We start from the raw sequence: 20,837 nt of genomic DNA, 5'->3' as shown, positions 1-20,837 counted from the left end.
AACTAAAAAGGGAACTGAATTCAGCTCCCTTTTTAGTTTAAATGGATTATTTATACTTTAAACAGTGCGATTACGCGTTTTAGCTCTTGGCCAGCATTGCCTAGCTCATTGATTGCGGCATTCATTTGTTGGCTAGAATTAGCGGTTTCTTGAGCAATCGAACTGATACTCTCTACATTGCGACTAATGTCTTCACTAACCGAAGTTTGTTCTTCAGCTGCAGAGGCTATTTGAGCACTTGCATCAGAGATATTCGCGACAGATTCGGTTATCGATGTTAGAGCATGCCCTGCTTGGCTAGTCATCTCTACACTGCTTTGTACCTTGGTGTTGCTCTGTTCCATACGATCTACAGCATTGCGAGTATTACCCTGCAAGCGTTCGATCATCTCTCTGATCTCTGTAGTTGAGGACGCTGTTTGTTGCGCAAGGTTTCGAACTTCGTCAGCTACAACCGAGAAGCCTCGACCAGCTTCGCCAGCACGAGCGGCTTCGATAGCGGCATTAAGTGCAAGTAGATTGGTCTGTTCCGCAATGTTTTGGATTACATCCATAACAGTACCAATGGCATTACTGTTCTCTTCTACCTGTTCGATCATATTTGTGAGTTCATTAACCTCACAAGAGATACCCTGGATAGAACTAACGACTTCTTGCACTAAATTATCACCGTTATCAGCTTCGTTATTAGCGCGTTGCGTTTGCTCTGCAGCAGATGCAGCATTACGTGCCACTTCTTCAGAAGTAGACGTCATTTCTGAGATAGCAGCAGCAACCATTTCAGTTTCCTGTTGCTGACGATTAATATCGACATTTAAGCGATCGATACCCGAGGATACTGTACCCAAATGGTTTTGGATGGCATGCATAGTCGTGTTCAATTCACCTGTTACTTTTCTAAGCCCTGCGACGGTCTTCTTGGCACTACGGCTTAGTTTATGTATCTCGTTATGGGTGTTTTCATCGTCGCCCATATCGGTATCGATACGTGTCGTCAGGTCGCCCTGTCCAATAGCTTGCATATAATTACAGATCGTATCGATTGGCTGCAGTTTTACTTTCAATGCAAAGAATAGTAATCCGGCGATAATCAGCGCACAGAAAATGGAAAGTAGGGTCATCTCCATGTGAAGTTTGTCACTTTCTGTTAGGAATTCTTCAGTTGCTGCACCTGCAACGATAGCCCATTGAAAGGTCGAAACCTGAGAATAAGCAATCAATTTATCTTTGAGGTCGCCATCTTCATGAGTGAAAGGGATATGAGTGAATCCGTGGTCGTTACTGCTAATTGTATTAAGCAAGCTGTTGCCGCTTTCTGACACCTCAGTAATATTTTTGCCTTTCGCGAATGGATGCAAAAGTAACTGACCAAACTGAGAGCCTTGTTTCAAATTTACGATATAAGCAAAACCGGTTTTGCCAATTTGAAGATCAGAGATGGTTTTATGCAGCGCTGCTAGTCGGTCAGTGTAATCAAAGCCTACGTAAAGAATGCCGATGACCTTACCTTGGGAATCTTTGAATGGGATGTATTTGGTCATGTAGTCGCGACCAAATAAGTGAGCAGGCCCACTGTATTCTTCACCGTTAATCAGTTTTTTATAACCTGGGTGTTTCTTGCCAAGCATTGTGCCAAAAGCTCGACTGCCGTCTGTTTTACGTAGAGATGTGCTCACGCGTAAAAAATCATCATCAACACGCATAAATATGGTCGCGGTACCGCCCGTCATACTTGTGAATTGATCGGGTTTAGAGAAGTTCTGTGTAACAGTGTCATAATCATGCAGAAGTGTAGGAACTGTAAATTCACCAACTTTAACTTGGTTTAGTTCATCAATAAGCATATCGCCGGGAAACATCTGGATAAAAACATCGGCAATCTGATTCGTTTGCTGCTTTAAGGTCTCATTAAAAAAATCGATGTTTTTGGCTAATTGATCAACTTGCTGATCCAGAGAATGTTCTACATTTTTAATGAAGCCTTTATCAACTTCGTGATTTACAAACAAAGTAAGTGCTGTAAATACTGCAAGCACTATAAGCAAAACGATACTTGCTAATTGGTTAACAATCGATGCGTGTCGAAGGAATGATGGCATGCAAATTACCTCAGTGGCTCAGCCAGAGTAAGAGCTTTAGTTTAATCATGAGTTTTGGAGCTTATGATTGGATTAACTATATGCCTAGTAAGGCTATAAGCAACTCTAAAGCGGGCAAAAAGTGCTTAGGTAGTATAGAAAGATAATTATCAGCCTTTAAAAATCCTACAAAGGTATAAGTGTTTGGATTTTATCAGTCACTCTTCTATAAGATAATGATTCTTAATTGTTTTTGTGTGATTAGTTAAGAACATCCTGTTTCATTTCATTGAATTTTTCTGGAGTTAGATCTAGGTCAATTACAGGAACTTTGTCAGTTACACGACGGCCCTCTGGGTTTAAGCGTCGAGAATAAACCAAATCCATTTCGGCTGTTGTTGCAGCAGCTTGTTTTTTGCGGCGGTCAACCATCGTTTTACGTCTTTCGGAACCAGTGTAATTTGAGCTGTTATGTTCGATGATCCATTCTCCAGCATGGAGCAAGGTAGGAAGGTTTGGACTCACTTTCCCTTGGTCAGAACAGGCCCAATAGTAAACAAACTTAAAATTATCGAGATCTTTGATGAGCTTTAATGAATTGCGTGACATCTAGTACATTCCTTGTAATTTGAGGATTGAATAAAGCCTGATTACATCCATGGTTAGGCTTGTAGGGCGTATATTAGCCGCCTTGATTATGCGCGCAATACTACTTTGATAACAGAACATAGCCAATTAAGAAAAATTCCTAATTTGTTAAATAATTGGCGCATTTAGCCAGTAGAGCATTATTCTTTAGGCTTATGTATCAAATGTTTAAAAAATTCAGGGCAACAGTCGTATCAATAATGATTATGTAATGCCTTATTTTGCCAAGCTAATAACAATGCTTAGTTCCTGTTAAAAAATTCATTCGTCTAATTTTTAATAAGCCTTCCAAGACCACTATCTATGGGGACTGCTAAACTTCATTTGGGAAGCTTGAGGCCTTTTTACCTGATTTAAGCGTCTTTACTATTTGTGATTCTACCTTGCTTCAGGTTTGTTCGGATGCCTTAGGTTTCTAACGTCTAACAACTAAAAACTAATTTCGTGGAAAAGCGCAGCAAAAGTATTGATCTGAAAATTTTGCACTGCCGAAGTTTTACTATAGGATTAGGGTATTATTCTGCTTGCTTAAGGAGTCGGGGTGTGAAGTTCAAAATCGATATTGATATGTCGCCGGAAGAACTGCGTAAAGTTTTGGGTTTACCAGATGTGCAGAAATTTCAGCAAGATATGATGGATAAGATCACTGAACAGATGGATGCTGGTGCGGAAGGGTATGATCCGTTGACTCTGTTCAAACCTTACCTACACAGTGGCCTCGGTTCTATGGAAGCACTGCAAAAAATAATGATGGGTCTTATGACCTCGGGCTACGGTAGCTCTGATAATAAAAAAGACTGATCAAGGTGAAGTGATCAGTTAAAACCAAGGGAATGATACGAGAGAGAAAAGTACATTGCGTATTCTAAGAAAATATACAAATCGCCGTTTGTACGATACCTCGCGCAGCTGTTACGTCACGTTAGATGATGTAAAGCAACTGGTACTCAATGGTGAAGCCTTTAAAGTTGAAGATTCTAAAACTGGGAATGATCTGACAAGAAATATTTTGTTGCAGATTATTAGTGAGCAAGAAGCGCAAGGGCATGGGACTCTACTGACCAACCAAGTACTGCAGCAATTGATCCGTTTCTATGGTGACAGTATGCAGGGCATGATGAGTCAGTACCTAGAGCAAAGCATAGCGTCTTTCCTTGAGCATCAGGATCGAATTCGTGATCAGATGCAAACGATGATGGGTGCAGCAAATCCACTAACTATGATGAACCGTATTGCGGATCAGAATATGCAGATGTGGGGTATGTTCAAGCCTGGAGAAGGGCCGGAACAGCAGCAGGAGCAACAATCGTCTACATCTGAGACACAAAAAGATAAGTAATAAAAAAGGCCGCTAAGCGGCCTTTTTTATTTTGGATGTATGTTACTTCATATCTGGCATATTACGGCCATAGAAAATCTCATTCATCTCTTTAGATAACCGCTCAGTGATCTGTTGAACTTCTGCTTCAGGTAGTTCCTCTTTGGTCGTACCGAAAAGATATGTATTTAAATCAAAGTCCTTTAACATCATCTTGGTATGGAAGATGTTTTCCTGATAAACATTCACATCGAGCATCTGGTACTGATCGTGAATGTCGGACGTAAAGAAGTTCTGAATAGAGTTAATATCATGGTCGATATAGTGCTTAATCCCGTGAATATCTCGAGTGAACCCACGTACGCGGTAATCTACCGTCACGATATCTGATTCTAAACGGTGAATCAGGTAGTTCAGAGCTTTTAGAGGCGAAATAATACCGCAAGTCGAAACTTCGATATCTGCTCGGAAGGTGCAGATGCCATCATCAGGGTGAGCTTCTGGGTAAGTGTGTACGCAAATATGGCTCTTATCTAGATGCGCTACAACAGAATCCGGCATAGGGCCTGGTTTCTCTGTTGTGTCTACTGCTTCTGAATCTTTAATTGGCTCTTCAGCTACTAGAATGGTTACGCTAGCCCCTTGAGGGTCATAATCCTGTCTAGCAATGTTAAGAATGTTAGCGCCAATAATATCGCAACATTCGCTTAAGATCTCGGTGAGGCGTTCAGCGCTGTACTGTTCATCGATATATTCAATATACTCAGCTTTCTGTTCCGAGGTTTGTGCATAGCAGACGTCATAGATACAAAAGCTCAAGCTTTTTGTCAGATTGTTAAAGCCTTGTAGCTTGATTTTGTCATTAGTCGCCAAGGTTTCTAGCTCCAATTGAGTACTACGAAAATTTGACGCGGATTTTAGTCGACAATTTAGCGATGAGAAAGGAAAAATTGATGCTAAATGAGGTGAAAATAATTAATGCAGCTGAAAAACGGTGGGTGGAAAGCAAGAACGGGAGATTAATCCCGTTCGGCTAGCCAATCTACAATGGCGGGCGCCACTTGAGTTTGTGATTTCCCAGAAACGAAAACACCGATATGGCCACCTTTAACTTCCAGTTCCGTGTAATCTTTGGTTTTTACATGCTCAGCTAATGCTGTAGAGGCCTTAGGTGGGACGAGATGATCGAAACTGCCAAATACATTGAGTACCGGTTGTGTGATATTGCTTAGGTTAACCTGGTTATCGCCGATCATCGCTTCACCTTTAATCAGCTTATTTTGTTGAAAAAACTGAGTGATAAATTGGCGGAAAGCTTCGCCTGCTTGGTCAGGGCTGTCGTAAATCCACTTTTCCATTCGTAAAAAGCTTAGAGCGCTTTCATGATTTTCTAGCTGATTTGGCATACCCAAGTTCTTCTGCACGCCTAAACGCATTGGCATAAGCGAGTTATAGGAATCATTCAGCATGCTTCCTGGAATATTGCCATAGGTTTCAACGGCTAGATCAGCGTCAACGTATTTAGCTAAGTGATAGAGAAGATTATCTTCGGTCTGAAAATCGACCGGAGTGACCATAGTAATTAGATTTTTAATTTTTTCTGGATTTAAAGCTGTGTAACACAGGCTAAATGTACCCCCCTGGCAGATACCTAGAAGGTTGGTTTGATCGGAGCCTGCATGTTTGCAAGTCGCAGTGACGCAATTATTGAGGTACTCATTGATGTAATCGTCCAAATCCAAGTAGCGATCAGCGGCATCAGGGTAGCCCCAATCGATTAGGTATACATTTAAACCTAGCTCTAAAAGACGCTGCAGCATTGAACGCTTGGCTTCTAGGTCGATCATGTAAGGACGATTAACTAATGCATAGCAGATCAATAAAGGGGTAGAACAGCGTTTGTCGCCTTGGCTCTGGTAGTAACGTAGGCGCAGCTTATCTTCGGTATAGATCACGTCATAAGGCGTGGAATCGACATCTACTTCTTTTAGCTGTGAAAGCGTATTGTAGCTTTTGAGCAGCTTACGATTAAATTCAAAAAGTTCCTGTGAGACAACGCTAGGGTCTAGGTTAAATCCATTCATTATTTAGTCCCCTTAGCTTGTTTTTTCAGGGATGTTACTTCTTTTTTTAGTGCCGTAATCTCTTTTTTTAACTCCAAGATAAAGTCTACAGAAACTTGCTCCTTCAACGTCGCTATCTCTTGCTGCATTACGAGCATTTCTCGGCGATTGTTGCGCATTTCCTTACGCAATTGGTGTTGACGTTGGAGTGCGGTATCCAGACCTTTGCGTGTGGCTAAGCCGACAGATTGAAAATGTACATCGCGGACATCCTGCGCAAATTTGCGCATATTCATCAGTGCGTTGCTAATACGACCGTGTGAACGTTGGTAAGCATCTGTGAATACTGTATCTGAGTATGCAGATTCATAAGCATCTACCCAGATATCATGAAGCTGTTGCAGTGTTGACACCTCATCGGCCGTTTCAGTTAGCTTAGTAAGCATTTGTGTCGATGCGTTCTGATTGATCGAACTGTAATGCTCAACGTATTCTTGCAATGCTTCTTGATATTCAATGGTTAGCTTTGTCGCTTCTCGAGTTTGTAGCTGTGTTTCGCGATGAGTGCCGATAATAGGTGTTTCCAAAAGGCTTTTCATACCACTGGAAAATGGGTTTTCGAAGAGAAGGTCGTCGCGAAAGCTGTGAGTCTTAAATAGGGATGCGAACTGTTCTGGTAGTTGCCATTGTTGCATCAGTGCATCGGCAGTCTGCTTTTGCATGTACTTTTGAAACTCATGTACTGCTTGATTGAGGTGTTGCTCCCCACCATTACGGTACTGGTTTAAAAGCTCTTCGCCGTATTGAGTGAAATTCTTAGATTGCGCGCCGAGGATGTCGAGCATTTGAGCAAATTGCTCAGGTGCTTCCTGTTTGACTGTGTCTTGGCTTTTGGTAAAAAGCTCAGCCCATTCCTGTGGTTGAGGCATCTCTGCACCGGAAGTGATTTTTTTCCAATACTCTTTCTGGGCATCTAACAAGGCTTCCATTGATAAGCCGTTATTTTCCATCTGCCAACTCTCCGATTTTTACTCGATAAAACTATCTTATTACAACTGGCTTTCGCTTACATCCGCTTATCGATCATTCCTAAGCATTTCTACTAAATAGTTAGCGGCGTTTGATAAGGTGCGATTGCGGTGGTAGATAATCCCAAGGTTTCGATGAACGGGCTCTGAATCGGTAACGTCGAGAACACATAACTCATCATTTACTAAACTATCGGGTAAGAGACTCCAGCCGAGACCAATATTGACCATCATGCGGATCGTATCGAGGTAGTTTGTAGACATGCTTACGTTAAGTTCCAGAGCGTGCTGCTGGAATAGTTTTTCTACTAGGCTTCGAGTAAATGTATTGCTGCCGGGCAAAATAGCGTTGACTTGAGTCAGCTGTTCAAGGCTGATCTTATCGCAACCTGCTAACGGGTGATCTTTCGCTACCACATATCTGAGTACATCATCCCAGATAATCTCCGAATGAATAGATGAATCGGGTTCGGGGGATAAAGTGATCAAAGCAAGTTCTAGATCGCCCCTAAGGACGCCCTCATAGGCGACCTCTGATTCGGCAAATTCAAGATCTAGCTCGACCTTTGGACAGGCTTCTGCATACTGTTTTAATAGAGGGGGGAGTCTGTGTAAACTGATATGGTGACTTGCAGCTAGTTTAAAATTACCTGTAATTTCGCCTGCGTTTAGATTGCTAATCAGCCTTTTTGCATCATCCAATTGCAGCAAAATATCTTTAGCTCTGGGTAGTAGGGCGGTACCTGCTTCCGTCATTGTTACAGTGCGGCCAATCCGGTCAAAGAGTTTGCTGTTTAACTGGACTTCTAATAATGCAATCCGCTTGCTGATGGCTGATTGAGTCAAAAAGAGTTGGTCGGCAGCTTTTGAAAATGAGCCTGTGGCAGCTACAGCTAAGAATGCTTGCAGTGTATTAGTATCCATAAATTTCGTTCCTATAACCCTTTCTGTCATACAGTAGCCGTGCGAAATTTTATTGTATTCCTATTTGGAATCTAAAGCATAAAAAATATGAATTTGTGTTGTAGCTAAGTGTGCACTAGGATTGCTGCATAAATTAGTTGGCTCAGCGGTTTTGGAAGTGTTGAGCGAATGAAAAGAATAAAGTGAGGTGAGCTTCCATGGCTGGTAAAACGTTATATGACAAGTTGTTCGAATCGCATTTGGTTCGTACAAATGATGACGGCAGTTCTTTGATTTATATCGACCGTCAGGTTCTGCATGAAGTAACTTCTCCGCAGGCTTTTGAAGGTCTGCGTATGGCTGGCCGTCAGCCATGGCGTATCGATGCGAACATCGCAACCCCAGATCACAATGTGCCAACAACGGAACGTTCTGGTGGTGTTGATCAGATTGTTGATCCTGTTTCTAAAATTCAGGTGAAAACGCTAGATAGCAACTGCGATGAGTTCGGCATTCTAGAATTCAAGATGAACGATCAGCGTCAAGGTATCGTTCACGTAATGGCGCCAGAGCAAGGCGCAATCCTTCCAGGTGTGACAGCTGTTTGTGGTGATTCTCATACAGCAACACTGGGTGCCCTAGGTGCGCTTGCACATGGTGTTGGTACATCAGAAGTTGAGCATGTATTGGCAACTCAGTGTCTGATCACTAAGAAAATGAAAAACATGCTGGTGCGCGTTGATGGCGAACTAGGCCTTGGTGTAACGCCGAAAGATGTTGTGTTGCATGTGATTGGAGTGATCGGTACTGCAGGCGGTACGGGTTATGCCATCGAGTTTGGTGGCGATGTTTTCCGTAACATGTCTATGGAAGGTCGTATGACCGTTTGTAACATGGCGATTGAAGCGGGCGCTCGTGTTGGTTTGGTTTCTGTTGACCAAATCACGTTAGATTACGTTGAAGGCCGTCCATTTGCACCTAAGGGTGAGCAGTGGGATATGGCCGTGGCAGCATGGAAAGATCTAGTATCTGACGATGATGCGGAGTTCGACGAAGTGGTTGTGATCAACGGTCCAGACATTGAGCCTCAAGTGACTTGGGGGACATCCCCAGAGATGGTTGTTGGTGTATCTGCGCAGGTACCTAACCCTGCTAGCGAAACGGATCAGGTTAAGATTGATGGTATCAATCGTGCACTTGAATACATGGGTTTGAATGCAGATCAGAATATTACTGATATCCAGCTTGATCGTGTATTTATCGGTTCTTGTACAAACTCCCGTATTGAAGATCTACGTGACGCTGCGAAAGTGGTTGAAGGTCGTAAAGTGGCTGACAACATCATTCAAGCATTGGTTGTACCGGGATCTGGTTTGGTAAAAGAGCAAGCTGAGAAAGAAGGTTTGGATAAGATCTTTACTGCTGCAGGTTTAGAATGGCGTGAGCCAGGTTGCTCTATGTGTTTGGCAATGAACCCAGATAAATTGGGTAATGGTGAACACTGTGCTTCTACTTCTAACCGAAACTTCGAAGGTCGTCAGGGCTTTGGTGGTCGTACTCATCTGGTAAGCCCTGCTATGGCTGCAGCTGCTGCAGTAACAGGTCACTTTATCGATGTACGTGAGTTGATTAAGTAAGGTATCAGGAGAGCGACATGAACAAATTTACTTTGCACACAGGTATCGCAGCTCCATTGGATCGTGCCAATGTTGATACCGATATGATTATTCCAAAGCAGTTTTTGAAATCCATCAAGCGTTCAGGTTTTGGTAAAAACTTGTTTGATGAGCTTCGCTATCTAGATGAAGGTCAGCCTGACCAAGAGTGTACGGGGCGACCGTTAAACGAAGAGTTCGTTTTGAACTTGCCGCGTTACAAAGGCACAAGCGTTTTACTAGCACGCGAAAACTTCGGTTGTGGTTCTAGTCGTGAACACGCGCCTTGGGCTTTAGATGATTTCGGTATCCGTTCTGTCATTGCGCCAAGCTTTGCTGAAATCTTCTATAACAACTGCTTCAAGAACGGTTTGTTGCCGATCATCTTAAGTGAAGAACAGGTTGATCAGTTGTTTAAAGAAGTGGCTGCATCTGAAGGTTACGAGCTAACGGTCGATCTTGAGAATCAGGTTGTTAAGACGCCTTCTGGTGAAGAAATGGCATTTGAGATTGATGGTTTCCGTAAGCACTGCTTACTAAATGGTTTGGACGATATCGGTCTTACATTGCAACATGCGGATGATATTAAGGCTTACGAAGAGAAGCGTCGTCAGTCTGCGCCTTGGTTGTTTGACGCAATTAAGTAATCGAATTTAAGAATTAGATAAGAGCCTCTGTACGAGGCAATCGGGAAGGTTATAAGAATGTCTAAAAATGTTTTGATTTTGCCGGGTGACGGCATCGGTCCTGAGATTGTTACAGAAGCGCGTCGCGTTTTGGAATTGGTTAACGAGCAAGACGGTCTAGGTCTTGAGTTCAGCGAAGCTGACGTAGGTGGTGCTGCAATTGATGCTGCTGGTGTGCCACTGCCAGAAGCGACTCTAGAAGCTGCTAAAGCGTCTGATGCGATTCTGCTAGGTGCTGTTGGTGGTCCTAAGTGGGATACAAACCCTGATTTTCAAATTCGTCCAGAAAAAGGTCTATTGGGTATCCGTTCTCAGCTAGAGCTATTTGGTAATTTGCGCCCAGCAATTCTTTACCCTCAGCTTGCTCACGCATCTACCTTAAAGCCAGAAGTTGTATCGGGTTTGGATATTTTGATTGTTCGTGAATTAACGGGTGGTATCTACTTCGGTCAACCGCGTGGTATCCGTGAAAAAGAGGGTGGTGTTCGCGAAGGTTATAACACTTACGTTTACGATGAGAATGAGATCCGTCGTATTGGTCGTGTTGCATTTGAGGCTGCAATGGCACGTGACAAGCGTCTATGTTCTGTAGATAAAGCTAACGTGCTAGAAGTGACTGTTCTATGGCGTGAAATTATGGATGATCTTGCAACAGAATATCCAGAAGTTGAGCTAAGTCATATGTACGTAGATAACGCGGCTATGCAGTTGGTACGTGCGCCTAAACAGTTTGATGTTGTAGTAACAGGGAACATGTTCGGCGATATCTTGTCTGATGCTGCTGCAATGTTGACGGGTTCTATCGGCATGTTGCCGTCTGCGTCACTAGATGAGAATGGTAAAGGTATGTATGAACCGTGCCACGGTTCTGCGCCTGATATTGCAGGTCAAGGCCTAGCAAACCCATTGGCGACTATTTTGTCTGCTGCAATGATGCTTCGTTACTCTCTAGATGCGGGTGAAGCTGCAGATCGTATCGAAGCGGCAGTAAGTAAGGTTCTGGATCAGAATCTACGTACAGCTGACATCATGTCAGAAGGTATGACTAAAGTGTCTACTTCTGAGATGGGTGATGCAGTGGTTGCTGCTCTGCAATAAATAATAGAAAAATAGTCGTAATCTACTGATGTCTCGGTAGATTACGATAGTCTCAAATGCAGAAATAATGCATAATTGAGCAACTCTGATGCGTTCGGAGTATACGAAAGCTGGTATCGATGGCGGTACCGGCTTTGTTGTTTATATTTGATTATTTGGTGAATTTAATGAAACGTGTAGGTTTTGTTGGCTGGCGTGGAATGGTGGGTTCCGTGCTTATGCAACGCATGATGGAAGAACGTGATTTCGATCATATCGAAGAACCGGTCTTCTTCACCACATCCCAGGTAGGTCAGGCTGGTCCGGATATTGGTAAAGATATTCCAGCACTGAAAGATGCGACATCCATTGAAGAATTGAAACAGATGGATGCCATTATTTCCTGTCAGGGCGGTGACTACACGAAACAGGTTTACGCTGATCTGCGTGGTGCTGGTTGGGAAGGTTACTGGATCGATGCAGCTTCTTCTTTGCGTATGGATGACAGCGCAATCATCGTGCTTGATCCAGTAAACATGAATGTGATCAAAGACGGTCTTTCTAACGGTATCAAAACATACGTGGGTGGTAACTGCACAGTTTCACTGATGTTGATGGGCTTGGGTGGTTTGTTTAATGCGGGTCAGATCGAGTGGATGACCTCCATGACATACCAAGCTGCATCTGGTGGCGGTGCGCGTCACATGCGTGAGCTTATCTCTCAGATGGGTATCATCAAAGAGTCTGTAGCTACAGATCTTGCTAACCCAGCGTCTGCTATCTTAGATGTTGATCGTCAGGTTGCAGAAACTATTCGTGGCGATGCAATGCCTGTCGATAATTTTGGTGTACCACTAGCGGGTTCTTTGATCCCTTGGATCGATACTAAGCTGGATAATGGTCAGAGCCGTGAAGAGTGGAAAGCGTTTGCTGAGACTAACAAAATTCTCGGTCTGGGTGATAGCCCAATCCCGATTGATGGTACTTGTGTACGTATCGGTGCGATGCGTTGTCATAGCCAAGCGTTCACGATTAAGCTGAAGCAAAATGTTCCTATGGATGAGATCGAGTCAATGCTGGCTGAAGCAAATGACTGGGTTAAAGTTATTCCTAACGAGCGTGATATTACTGCGCAGGAACTTACACCAGCTAAAATTACAGGCACATTGAATGTTCCTGTAGGTCGTCTTCGTAAGATGAACTTAGGTGATGAATACCTAAACGCGTTTAGCGTCGGAGACCAGTTATTATGGGGTGCGGCTGAGCCGCTACGCCGTATGCTGAGAATTCTATTAGAAGACTAATAAATCAGTCTTTAAGTAAGAATATTAACCAGCCCGACTTAGTTCGGGCTGGTTTGCTTTTGGGGAAACGAAAATGAGTCAAGGTTTTAATGTTGCTGTTGTCGGCGCAACAGGCATGGTAGGTGAAGCAATCCTGGAAATTCTAGAGCAGCGTGAATTTCCTGTTGAAAATATGTATCTGGTAGCAAGTGAGAACAGCGCCGGTAAGCAGATTCAGTTCAATGAGAAAAACTATAAAGTTGAAGCGATAGAGGATTTTGATTTTTCTCAGGCTCAGATTGCTTTTTTCACAGCTGGGGCAGCAGTCTCGGAAGAGTATGCGCAGATGGCTGCGGATCAGGGGTGTATCGTTATCGATAACACATCATGTTTCCGTTATGACTATGATGTGCCGCTAGTCGTGCCAGAGGTAAACCCTGAAGCAGTTGCTGACTATCCGAATAGAGGGATTATTGCTAATCCTAACTGTTCCACAATTCAGATGCTTCTAGCGGTTGCTCCAATTCATCGTCATGCTTCAGTTAAGCGTGTCAATGTTGCTACATATCAGGCGGTATCTGGTAGCGGTAAGAGTGGTGTGGAAGAGTTGGCTGGTCAGACTGCAAAATTGCTGAATGCGCAAACACCAGAGAACAAGGTTTATCCTAAACAGATTGCGTTTAACGTGCTGCCACAGATCGATGCCTTGCAAGATAATGGTTATACCCGCGAAGAGATGAAAATGGTGTGGGAGACACAAAAAATCCTTGGTGATGAAGGTGTCATGGTAAATCCAACTTGCGTGCGCGTACCTGTTTTCTTTGGTCATAGTGCTGCAGTGCATATTGAATGCTGGGATCCAATTAGCGCGGAAGAAGTGCGAGAGCTGTTAGGCCATTCTGCTGGTGTGGAAGTGGTCGATAATCAGGAAGAGGGTGGTTATGCAACTGCTGTTACCGATGCAGCTAAAAACGATGACGTGTTCATTAGTCGTATCCGTGAGGATATTTCCTGTGAAAATGCTATAAATTTATGGGTGGTCGCCGATAATGTGCGTAAAGGAGCTGCTCTAAATAGCATTCAAATAGCTGAGATTTTGATCCAACAGTATATTTAGATCGTTTTTTTAAGAGGAAATACAAACAGTTGTTTGTATTTCCTTGACCCATAAGCGGTTTATAAACAATACTGTGGAAGGATTTCAGAATCGCAACCCTCTGAATTACTCAGAGTTTTGAGGGTAGGGGAACAAGGAAACTGATGATGTTGCGAAAACTCGCCGTCAGCCTTGCGGTAGCAGGGATTATAAGTGCCTCCAACGCTAATGCGCTGGGATTGGGCGAAATTAAAATTCACTCAGCATTGAATGAGCCGCTTAATGCGGAAATTCAGTTGTTAGAAGTGAGGAAACTTGGCCCATTGCAGATTCAGCCAAGAATGGCGAATATTGACGAATTCGCTTTGGCTGGCCTAGACAAATCTCGTTTTCTAACCGATGTTAGCTTTCAGGTTAAAGTAAACCCAGATGGCTCAGGTTTAATCACCATGCGTTCGGATCGCCCTGTTAGGGAGCCTTTCCTTAACTTCTTGGTTGAGGTGAATTGGCCAAGTGGGCGCCTTGTACGAGAGTACACGCTATTACTAGATCCCCCTGTCTACGATCCAACACCAGTTCGTAAAACTGTACAGCCTTCTACAACTGCAGTGACCCCATCTTCGACTGTGCGGTCGAAGCCTATGCAGAGCGTGCCATCTCGCAATACAAGTGCAACGCAAGTTTACGTCGATCCTAAAGATACCCTCTGGTCTATTGCTATCAAACACAGACCAAACACGAGTATCTCTGCAAAGAAGATGATGATTGCTTTGCAGAAAAAGAATCCCCATGCATTTGTAAATGGCAATATCAACGCGCTTAGAGCAGGTGTTGTACTTGATCTGCCTACTCGAGATGAAATTAATCGTCTTAATTCCAAAGATGCTGCACTGGAAGTGGTGCGTCAAACATCGGAATGGAAAAACAAAGGTAAGACAGAGGCTGCGCCCGTAGATGCGTCTAAAAAGAAGCCGGTTACTAAAGCGGTAACTGAAGAGCCAAAGCCTGCGCCTGAAGATGATAAGTCTGCTGAACTCAAAATTGTTACTCCAAAAGAGTCGATTGAACCTGAAAAAGGTGCGATGACGGATCAGTCTGACAAGGCTGAAGGTGATAAGCCAGAAGACCAAGAAAAAAACATGCAGGATGAATCTACTGAAACTAAACCAGAAGGTGACGTGGATGTAGAGAAGCAAGAGTTAATCACGCGTAATCAAGAGCTTGAAGATAGACTGAGTCAGTCTCTTGAAAACGTAGATAAGATTACCCGTGATAATGCAGAGTTAAATGAAAAGCTAGATTCAATTCAGTACGAATTGAGTAAGCTACGTGAAATGCTAGAGCTTAAAGATCAAGAGCTAGCAAAATTACAGAACAAAGTTGAAGCTGCTGAAAAGGCGGCTACTCCGCCACCACCGCCGCCAGAAAAGAGTTTCCTAGATACTATATTGCAGTCACCAGCAATCCTTGGTGGAATTGGCGCTGCGCTTATTGCGCTGCTGGGTGGTTTGTTCTTCTTCCTTCGTCGCGGCAAAAAAGATGAAGAAACTGCAGAAGAAGAAAATGCACTGGTTCAGGTTCCAGAAGATCTAGATACCACCGAAGAGGTTGAAACAGCGGAAGCGTCTGAAGAAGCGACTGAGGCTGAAACCGAATCAAATGATGAAGTGGCAGAAGATCTTGATGCTACTGAGGATCTAGATTTAGGTGCAGAAGATGATCTGTTAGATGATGCTGATTTGGATCTAACCGATGCCGATGATCTGGAAGATTTAGACGATCTAGATCTAGACATGGACATGGATTTGGATCTTGAAGAAGATGCAACAGGTGATGTTCTTCAGGCTGTAGAAACTGATGATCCAGATGAGCTTGATGCACTACTCGAAGATGACGAGTTTGACTTAGGCCTAGATGACGATGATGAAGTTGAAGAGGCTGAAGCGGAAGTAGAAGAGCCTGAAGCAGATGAGCTGGATGCAATTTTGGGCGAGCCTTCTGATCTCGAAGAAACCGAAGATGAGCTAGAAGTTGCGGACGCAGATGAGCCTGACGCCCTAGATGATATCTTGGGTGAAGTTGAAGAAGCCGAGCCTGAAATTAACGAGGCCGATCTTGATGCAGCACTAGAAACTGATTCAACTAACGAAGCGGATGACGGTGACATTGATTTAGGTCTTGATGATACCGACTTAGAATTCGATCTAGATGATGCTGCGGAAGAGGAGATTGAAGAGTCTTCTGAAGACGTAGTGGAAGATATTTCGGATCTTAGTGATGCAGATCTAGACTTTGTTGTCGATGAAGTTCCCGATCTTGTGACTGCTGAAGATGTTGCCGAGCTTGAAGCTGAAGGCCCTGACTTAGAAGCAGATCTAGCTGCTGATATGGAAGTGGATACGGTTCCTGAAGAGCTTGATGAGTCGGGTTTGGATGATCTGCTGGATTCAGTGTCTGATGAAGATGTCCAAGAATTAACCGATGCTGCTGAGCAAACAGCGACTGAAACTGATGCTGATGAGCTTGAAGATCTACTTGCTGAAGTAGGAGATGAGTCAGCTGCTGAAGAAGATGTCGAAGTGGCTCAGTCTGATGCTGCTGATGATTTGGAAGCTCTGTTGGCTGAAGATTTGGATATGGGTGATCTTGCTGAGCCTTCCAAAGATTCTACTGATGCGGTTGCAGAAGAAGATGTAACTGATGAAGCGTTGGAGGCAATGCTTGCAGAGAACCCTGATCCGAGTGAGATGTCTCTACCAGGTCAGCTTGAGGCTCAAGATGAGCTAGATGACGAATCCCTGGAGTCTGATGAAGGTTTTGATGAGTTACTCGCGCAGGTAGACGAAGATATAGATCAGTCAATGGCCGCTGATCTCGAAATGGAAGAGATTGAATCTCCAGAATCTGATGCTATCGAGTCGGATGATGCTTCTGATGATCTAGATGCAATGCTAGATGACCTAGGCTCAGACCTTGATCTGACTGATGTAGCAGCGGGAGCCGCTGTTGGTGGGGCTGCAGCCGCAGCCGCAGCTGCCACTTCTTCTGATGAAGAAGTTGTTCTGGAAGATGATGATTTGGAAGCCTCTATCTCTGACGATTTAGAAGCAGATTTAGATTCTGAATTGGATGCGCTACTTAATAGTGAAGAGGGTGATATAGTACTAGAAGAAAGTGCTGTAGAAGAAGAGGATGCCTCAGTGGATGAAGATTTTGACGAGCTGGCAGGATTAAACCTGTTAGAGGGAGCAGATGAAGTTGAAACTAAGCTTGATCTGGCTCGTGCCTATATGGATATGGAAGACCTCGAAGGCGCTAAAGATATTCTGGAAGAGATTGTTGCCGAAGGCACTGATGACCAGAAGAAAGAAGCTGAAGCGTTGATTCAATCCATTAACGAAAAGTAGTATGTCAGAAAAAAGTTGTATTGAACTTAATAGTTCACCAGAAGGGGCGATTTCTATCGCCCCTTCTTATCGTTATGCCCTTTGTGTTGAATACTCTGGTGCCGCGTATCGTGGTTGGCAGATTCAGAAAGAGGGGGGGGTGCCTAGCATTCAAGAGGAAGTGGAAAAAGCGCTTTCAAGAATTGCGAATGCACCTGTATCTGTTATCTGTGCAGGTAGAACTGATGCGCGGGTAAACGCAACCTATCAAATTATTCATTTTGATAGTCCGGTAAAAAGAGAGGATCGTGCTTGGGTTTTAGGTACGAATACAAATCTTCCCGACGATATCGCTATCCAGTGGGCTGTACCTGTCTCGGATGAATTTCATGCGCGTTTTTCTGCTGTAGAGCGCCGGTATCGATATCTTATCTACTGTAATCCAGTTAAGCCTGCTATTTTGCCAAAAGGTATTACTTGGACCTACAAGCAGATGGATGTAGAGAGGATGCAGGAAGCTGCAAGCTATCTTGTAGGCGAGCATGATTTTACCTCCTATCGTGCTGTAGGCTGTCAGGCGCACAGTCCGGTGCGCACAGTCAAGCAGCTAGATGTATATCAGAGTGGTCACCTGATCGTTTTGGATGTGCGAGCCAATGCGTTTTTGCATCATATGATTCGAAACTTCGCCGGCGTTTTGATGAGCGTTGGTTGTGGCGAAGCTGATCCTATTTGGGCAAAAGAGGTTTTAGACGCAAAAGATCGTCGTCAGGGCGGTGTAACCGCACCTCCTTATGGTCTTTATTTCGTCGATGCTAAGTACCCTGATGAATTTGATTTGCCTAAATCGAAAATAGGGCCTTTTTTCCTGTCATAGTTGACTGACTTAGTGGCCCTCTATCTGCTACTATTTGCAACCTGATATTTTCTAAGTGAACTGTATCTGTGAACCGAACGCGCGTTAAAATTTGTGGTATTACGAATGTAGAAGATGCTCAAGCGGCTATTAATGCTGGGGCTGATTCTCTTGGCTTTGTTTTTTATGCGCCTAGCCCTCGTGCTGTTGAGGTTGAGCAGGCGGCAAAAATCATTGCAAAGCTTCCAGCGTTCGTGACGACTACAGCGCTTTTTGTTAATGCAGATCGAGAGTTTATTGATCGAGTTGTCGAAGAAACTCGTATAGATTTACTTCAATTTCATGGTGATGAAACTGAAGCGTTCTGTAGCAGTTTTAGTCGTCCGTATATCAAAGCAATACGGATGAAACCAGAGCTGGATTTAACAGAAACAGTGGAACAATTTACTTCAGCGCAGGCTATTCTACTGGACGCTTATCGTCCGGGTGTTCCAGGTGGAACAGGCGAAGCCTTCGACTGGGATCGTATTCCAACACCTCACCCAGCTACGATTATTCTTGCTGGGGGGCTTAACTGTGAGAATGTAGCCGAGGCTGTTCAAACCGTTAAACCTTACGCGATTGACGTGAGTGGTGGGGTAGAGAAGAGTAAAGGTATCAAAGATACCGACAAAATTAATAGATTTATAAATGAGGTAACCCGTGCCAACTAATATCGATCTTAAAGCACTTGCTCAGTTGCCCGATAGTAAAGGCCACTTTGGCCCTTACGGTGGTCGTTTCGTATCTGAAACTCTAATGGCTGCGCTTAAGCAGCTAGAAGAAACTTATGAGAAGTTGTGGCGAGATCCAGCGTTCCAGGAAGAATTTGATCGTGATCTGGCACATTATGTTGGACGTCCTTCGCCTTTGTATCATGCGAAGCACCTATCCGAAAAAGTAGGTGGAGCTCAAATTTACCTGAAACGTGAAGACCTTAACCATACGGGTGCTCACAAAGTTAATAATACAATTGGTCAGGCGCTACTGGCTAAATACACTGGCAAGCCGCGTGTTATCGCAGAGACCGGTGCTGGACAGCATGGTGTTGCTACAGCAACGGTTGCTGCTCGTTTAGGCTTGGAATGCCAGGTTTATATGGGCGCTGAAGATGTTCAGCGTCAGGCACTTAACGTTTATCGTATGAAGCTTTTAGGTGCAGAGGTTATAGCGGTTGAATCTGGTACTCGTACGCTTAAAGATGCAATGAATGAAGCGATGCGCGATTGGGTAACCAATGTTGATGATACTTTCTACATCATTGGTACTGCTGCGGGTCCACACCCTTACCCTAAGTTAGTTCGTGACTTCCAATGTGTAATCGGTCGTGAAGCACGTCAACAGTGCTTGGATCAGACAGGCCGTTTACCTGATGCACTTGTGGCATGTGTAGGTGGTGGCTCAAATGCAATTGGCCTATTCCACCCATTCATCGAAGATGCTGATGTCAAAATGTATGGCGTAGAAGCGGGCGGTTATGGTGTAGAAACGGGGCAGCATGCAGCGCCACTGTCTGCAGGTAGCCCAGGTGTACTTCATGGTAACCGTACATATTTGATGTCTGACGAAGGTGGTCAAATCATCGGCACTCACTCTGTATCTGCTGGCCTTGATTACCCAGGCGTTGGACCAGAGCATGCGTACCTAAAAGATACTGGGCGCGCAATTTATGTTGATGCGACAGATGACGAAGCTATGGATGCTTTCCGTGCGCTAACACGTGTTGAAGGCATTATGCCGGCAATTGAATCGAGCCACGCGGTTGCTTATGCAATGAAGCTGGCTAAAGAGATGGATAAGGATCAGACAATCGTTGTTAACTTGTCTGGTCGTGGTGATAAAGATATTCATACGGTCGCACAGATCGATGGCATCAATATCTGATTTGTGCGAGGAAAAATAGAATGAGTCGTATTGCTGCAAGCTTTGCAAAGCTAAAATCTGAAGGTCGCAAAGCCCTAATTCCTTATGTGACAGCAGGAGATCCTGCGCCGGAAGTTACTGTAGGTTTACTACACGCTATGGTTGAAGCGGGTGCCGATGTTATTGAATTAGGTATCCCATTTTCAGATCCAATGGCAGATGGTCCAGTTATCCAACTAGCTTGTGAGCGCGCGTTAACACACAACGTACGTTTGCTGGATGTGCTAGCTATGGTAGCTGAGTTCCGTCAGAAAGATAATAAAACACCAATCGTTTTGATGGGGTACCTTAACCCGATCGAAATTCTTGGTTATCAACGCTTCGCAGAAGAAGCGCAGAAAGCGGGTGTTGATGGTGTATTAACCGTTGATTTACCGCCTGAGGAATCAGGCGAGTTCAACCAGATTATGCGTGAGCATGAGATTGATACCATCTACCTATTGGCACCGACTACCGAAGAAGAACGTATTAAATACGTTTGTGAGAACGGTAGTGGTTACCTGTACTACGTATCAGTGAAAGGGGTTACCGGCTCCGCTTCACTTGATGTTCAGGCTGTAGCTGACAGACTAGACATCGTTCGTAAATATACTGACATTCCATTAGGTGTAGGTTTCGGTATCAAAGATGCTGAATCAGCTACAGCCGTGTCAAAAATTGCGGATGGTGTTATTGTCGGCAGTGTTTTAGTTAATAAGATTGCATCACTAGTAAAAGATCAGGGTAAAATTGCCCCGGAAGTAGCTGCAATTATCAAAGATATGCGTCAAGCAATGGACAGCTAATAAGGTTTTGAAA

General features: G+C 44.0%; 18 protein-coding genes. 12 read left to right on the top strand and 6 right to left on the bottom strand.

From position 1 onward, the window contains the following. Window positions 1-50 precede the first annotated feature (50 nt). On the bottom strand, window positions 51-2,099 hold the full coding sequence (locus ACMXYV_RS10775) for a methyl-accepting chemotaxis protein (RefSeq protein WP_415888498.1): 2,049 nt from the start codon (window positions 2,097-2,099) through the stop codon (window positions 51-53). A gap of 240 nt (window positions 2,100-2,339) precedes the next feature. Then, window positions 2,340-2,687, bottom strand: coding sequence for a hypothetical protein (locus ACMXYV_RS10770; RefSeq protein WP_415888497.1), 348 nt, complete (start codon window positions 2,685-2,687; stop codon window positions 2,340-2,342). Between the two features lie 582 nt (window positions 2,688-3,269). Between ACMXYV_RS10770 and ACMXYV_RS10765 the strand changes: the two genes are divergently transcribed. Then, window positions 3,270-3,527 (top strand): DUF6489 family protein, encoded by a 258-nt coding sequence (locus ACMXYV_RS10765; RefSeq protein ID WP_415888496.1) that lies wholly within the window; start codon window positions 3,270-3,272, stop codon window positions 3,525-3,527. 55 nt (window positions 3,528-3,582) lie between these two features. Beyond that, window positions 3,583-4,065, top strand: a complete 483-nt coding sequence (gene phaR / locus ACMXYV_RS10760) for a polyhydroxyalkanoate synthesis repressor PhaR (RefSeq protein ID WP_415888495.1) — start codon at window positions 3,583-3,585, stop codon at window positions 4,063-4,065. Between the two features lie 42 nt (window positions 4,066-4,107). Here the strand turns inward: phaR and speD are convergent, their stop codons facing one another. The 4 genes from speD to ACMXYV_RS10740 form a co-directional block, all read right to left on the bottom strand. Continuing rightward, window positions 4,108-4,917: an adenosylmethionine decarboxylase gene (speD, locus tag ACMXYV_RS10755; protein WP_415888494.1), complete on the bottom strand. Its 810-nt coding sequence runs from the start codon at window positions 4,915-4,917 to the stop codon at window positions 4,108-4,110. Window positions 4,918-5,063: 146 nt separating this feature from the next. Then, the gene (gene phaC / locus ACMXYV_RS10750) at window positions 5,064-6,128 is read right to left on the bottom strand and encodes a class III poly(R)-hydroxyalkanoic acid synthase subunit PhaC (RefSeq protein WP_415888493.1); all 1,065 of its coding nucleotides are present in this window, start codon (window positions 6,126-6,128) and stop codon (window positions 5,064-5,066) included. Further along, window positions 6,128-7,117, bottom strand: a complete 990-nt coding sequence (locus tag ACMXYV_RS10745) for a poly(R)-hydroxyalkanoic acid synthase subunit PhaE (RefSeq protein WP_415888492.1) — start codon at window positions 7,115-7,117, stop codon at window positions 6,128-6,130. Before ACMXYV_RS10745 ends, phaC begins: the two co-directional genes overlap by 1 nt. 66 nt (window positions 7,118-7,183) lie before the next feature. Next, on the bottom strand, window positions 7,184-8,059 hold the full coding sequence (locus ACMXYV_RS10740; RefSeq protein ID WP_415888491.1) for a LysR family transcriptional regulator: 876 nt from the start codon (window positions 8,057-8,059) through the stop codon (window positions 7,184-7,186). Window positions 8,060-8,256: 197 nt separating this feature from the next. Between ACMXYV_RS10740 and leuC the strand changes: the two genes are divergently transcribed. The 10 genes from leuC to trpA all read left to right on the top strand — a co-directional run bounded on the left by leuC (window position 8,257) and on the right by trpA (window position 20,824). Continuing rightward, window positions 8,257-9,675: a 3-isopropylmalate dehydratase large subunit gene (leuC, locus tag ACMXYV_RS10735; RefSeq protein WP_415888490.1), complete on the top strand. Its 1,419-nt coding sequence runs from the start codon at window positions 8,257-8,259 to the stop codon at window positions 9,673-9,675. Between the two features lie 17 nt (window positions 9,676-9,692). Then, the gene (gene leuD, locus ACMXYV_RS10730) at window positions 9,693-10,340 is read left to right on the top strand and encodes a 3-isopropylmalate dehydratase small subunit (protein ID WP_415888489.1); all 648 of its coding nucleotides are present in this window, start codon (window positions 9,693-9,695) and stop codon (window positions 10,338-10,340) included. 57 nt (window positions 10,341-10,397) lie between these two features. Beyond that, window positions 10,398-11,477: a 3-isopropylmalate dehydrogenase gene (gene leuB / locus ACMXYV_RS10725; protein WP_415888488.1), complete on the top strand. Its 1,080-nt coding sequence runs from the start codon at window positions 10,398-10,400 to the stop codon at window positions 11,475-11,477. 167 nt (window positions 11,478-11,644) lie between these two features. Beyond that, window positions 11,645-12,760: an aspartate-semialdehyde dehydrogenase gene (gene asd / locus ACMXYV_RS10720; RefSeq protein WP_415888487.1), complete on the top strand. Its 1,116-nt coding sequence runs from the start codon at window positions 11,645-11,647 to the stop codon at window positions 12,758-12,760. Window positions 12,761-12,833: 73 nt separating this feature from the next. Further along, window positions 12,834-13,856 carry an aspartate-semialdehyde dehydrogenase gene (locus ACMXYV_RS10715; RefSeq protein ID WP_415888486.1) on the top strand — a complete coding sequence of 341 codons (1,023 nt, stop codon included), beginning with the start codon at window positions 12,834-12,836 and terminating at the stop codon, window positions 13,854-13,856. Window positions 13,857-14,002: 146 nt separating this feature from the next. Next, window positions 14,003-17,242, top strand: a complete 3,240-nt coding sequence (locus ACMXYV_RS10710; protein ID WP_415888485.1) for a FimV/HubP family polar landmark protein — start codon at window positions 14,003-14,005, stop codon at window positions 17,240-17,242. Window position 17,243: 1 nt separating this feature from the next. Beyond that, on the top strand, window positions 17,244-18,098 hold the full coding sequence (truA, locus tag ACMXYV_RS10705) for a tRNA pseudouridine(38-40) synthase TruA (protein ID WP_415888484.1): 855 nt from the start codon (window positions 17,244-17,246) through the stop codon (window positions 18,096-18,098). 68 nt (window positions 18,099-18,166) lie between these two features. Beyond that, window positions 18,167-18,790 (top strand): phosphoribosylanthranilate isomerase, encoded by a 624-nt coding sequence (locus ACMXYV_RS10700; RefSeq protein WP_415888483.1) that lies wholly within the window; start codon window positions 18,167-18,169, stop codon window positions 18,788-18,790. Then, window positions 18,780-20,000 (top strand): tryptophan synthase subunit beta, encoded by a 1,221-nt coding sequence (trpB, locus tag ACMXYV_RS10695; RefSeq protein WP_415888482.1) that lies wholly within the window; start codon window positions 18,780-18,782, stop codon window positions 19,998-20,000. The genes ACMXYV_RS10700 and trpB overlap by 11 nt, the downstream gene beginning before the upstream one ends. A 20-nt stretch (window positions 20,001-20,020) precedes the next feature. Then, window positions 20,021-20,824: a tryptophan synthase subunit alpha gene (gene trpA, locus ACMXYV_RS10690; protein ID WP_415888481.1), complete on the top strand. Its 804-nt coding sequence runs from the start codon at window positions 20,021-20,023 to the stop codon at window positions 20,822-20,824. Window positions 20,825-20,837 lie beyond the last annotated feature (13 nt).

The organism is Neptuniibacter sp. SY11_33 (assembly GCF_047778025.1).
Lineage (GTDB): Bacteria > Pseudomonadota > Gammaproteobacteria > Pseudomonadales > Balneatricaceae > Neptuniibacter.
This window is presented reverse-complemented; position numbering and strand designations above follow the sequence as displayed.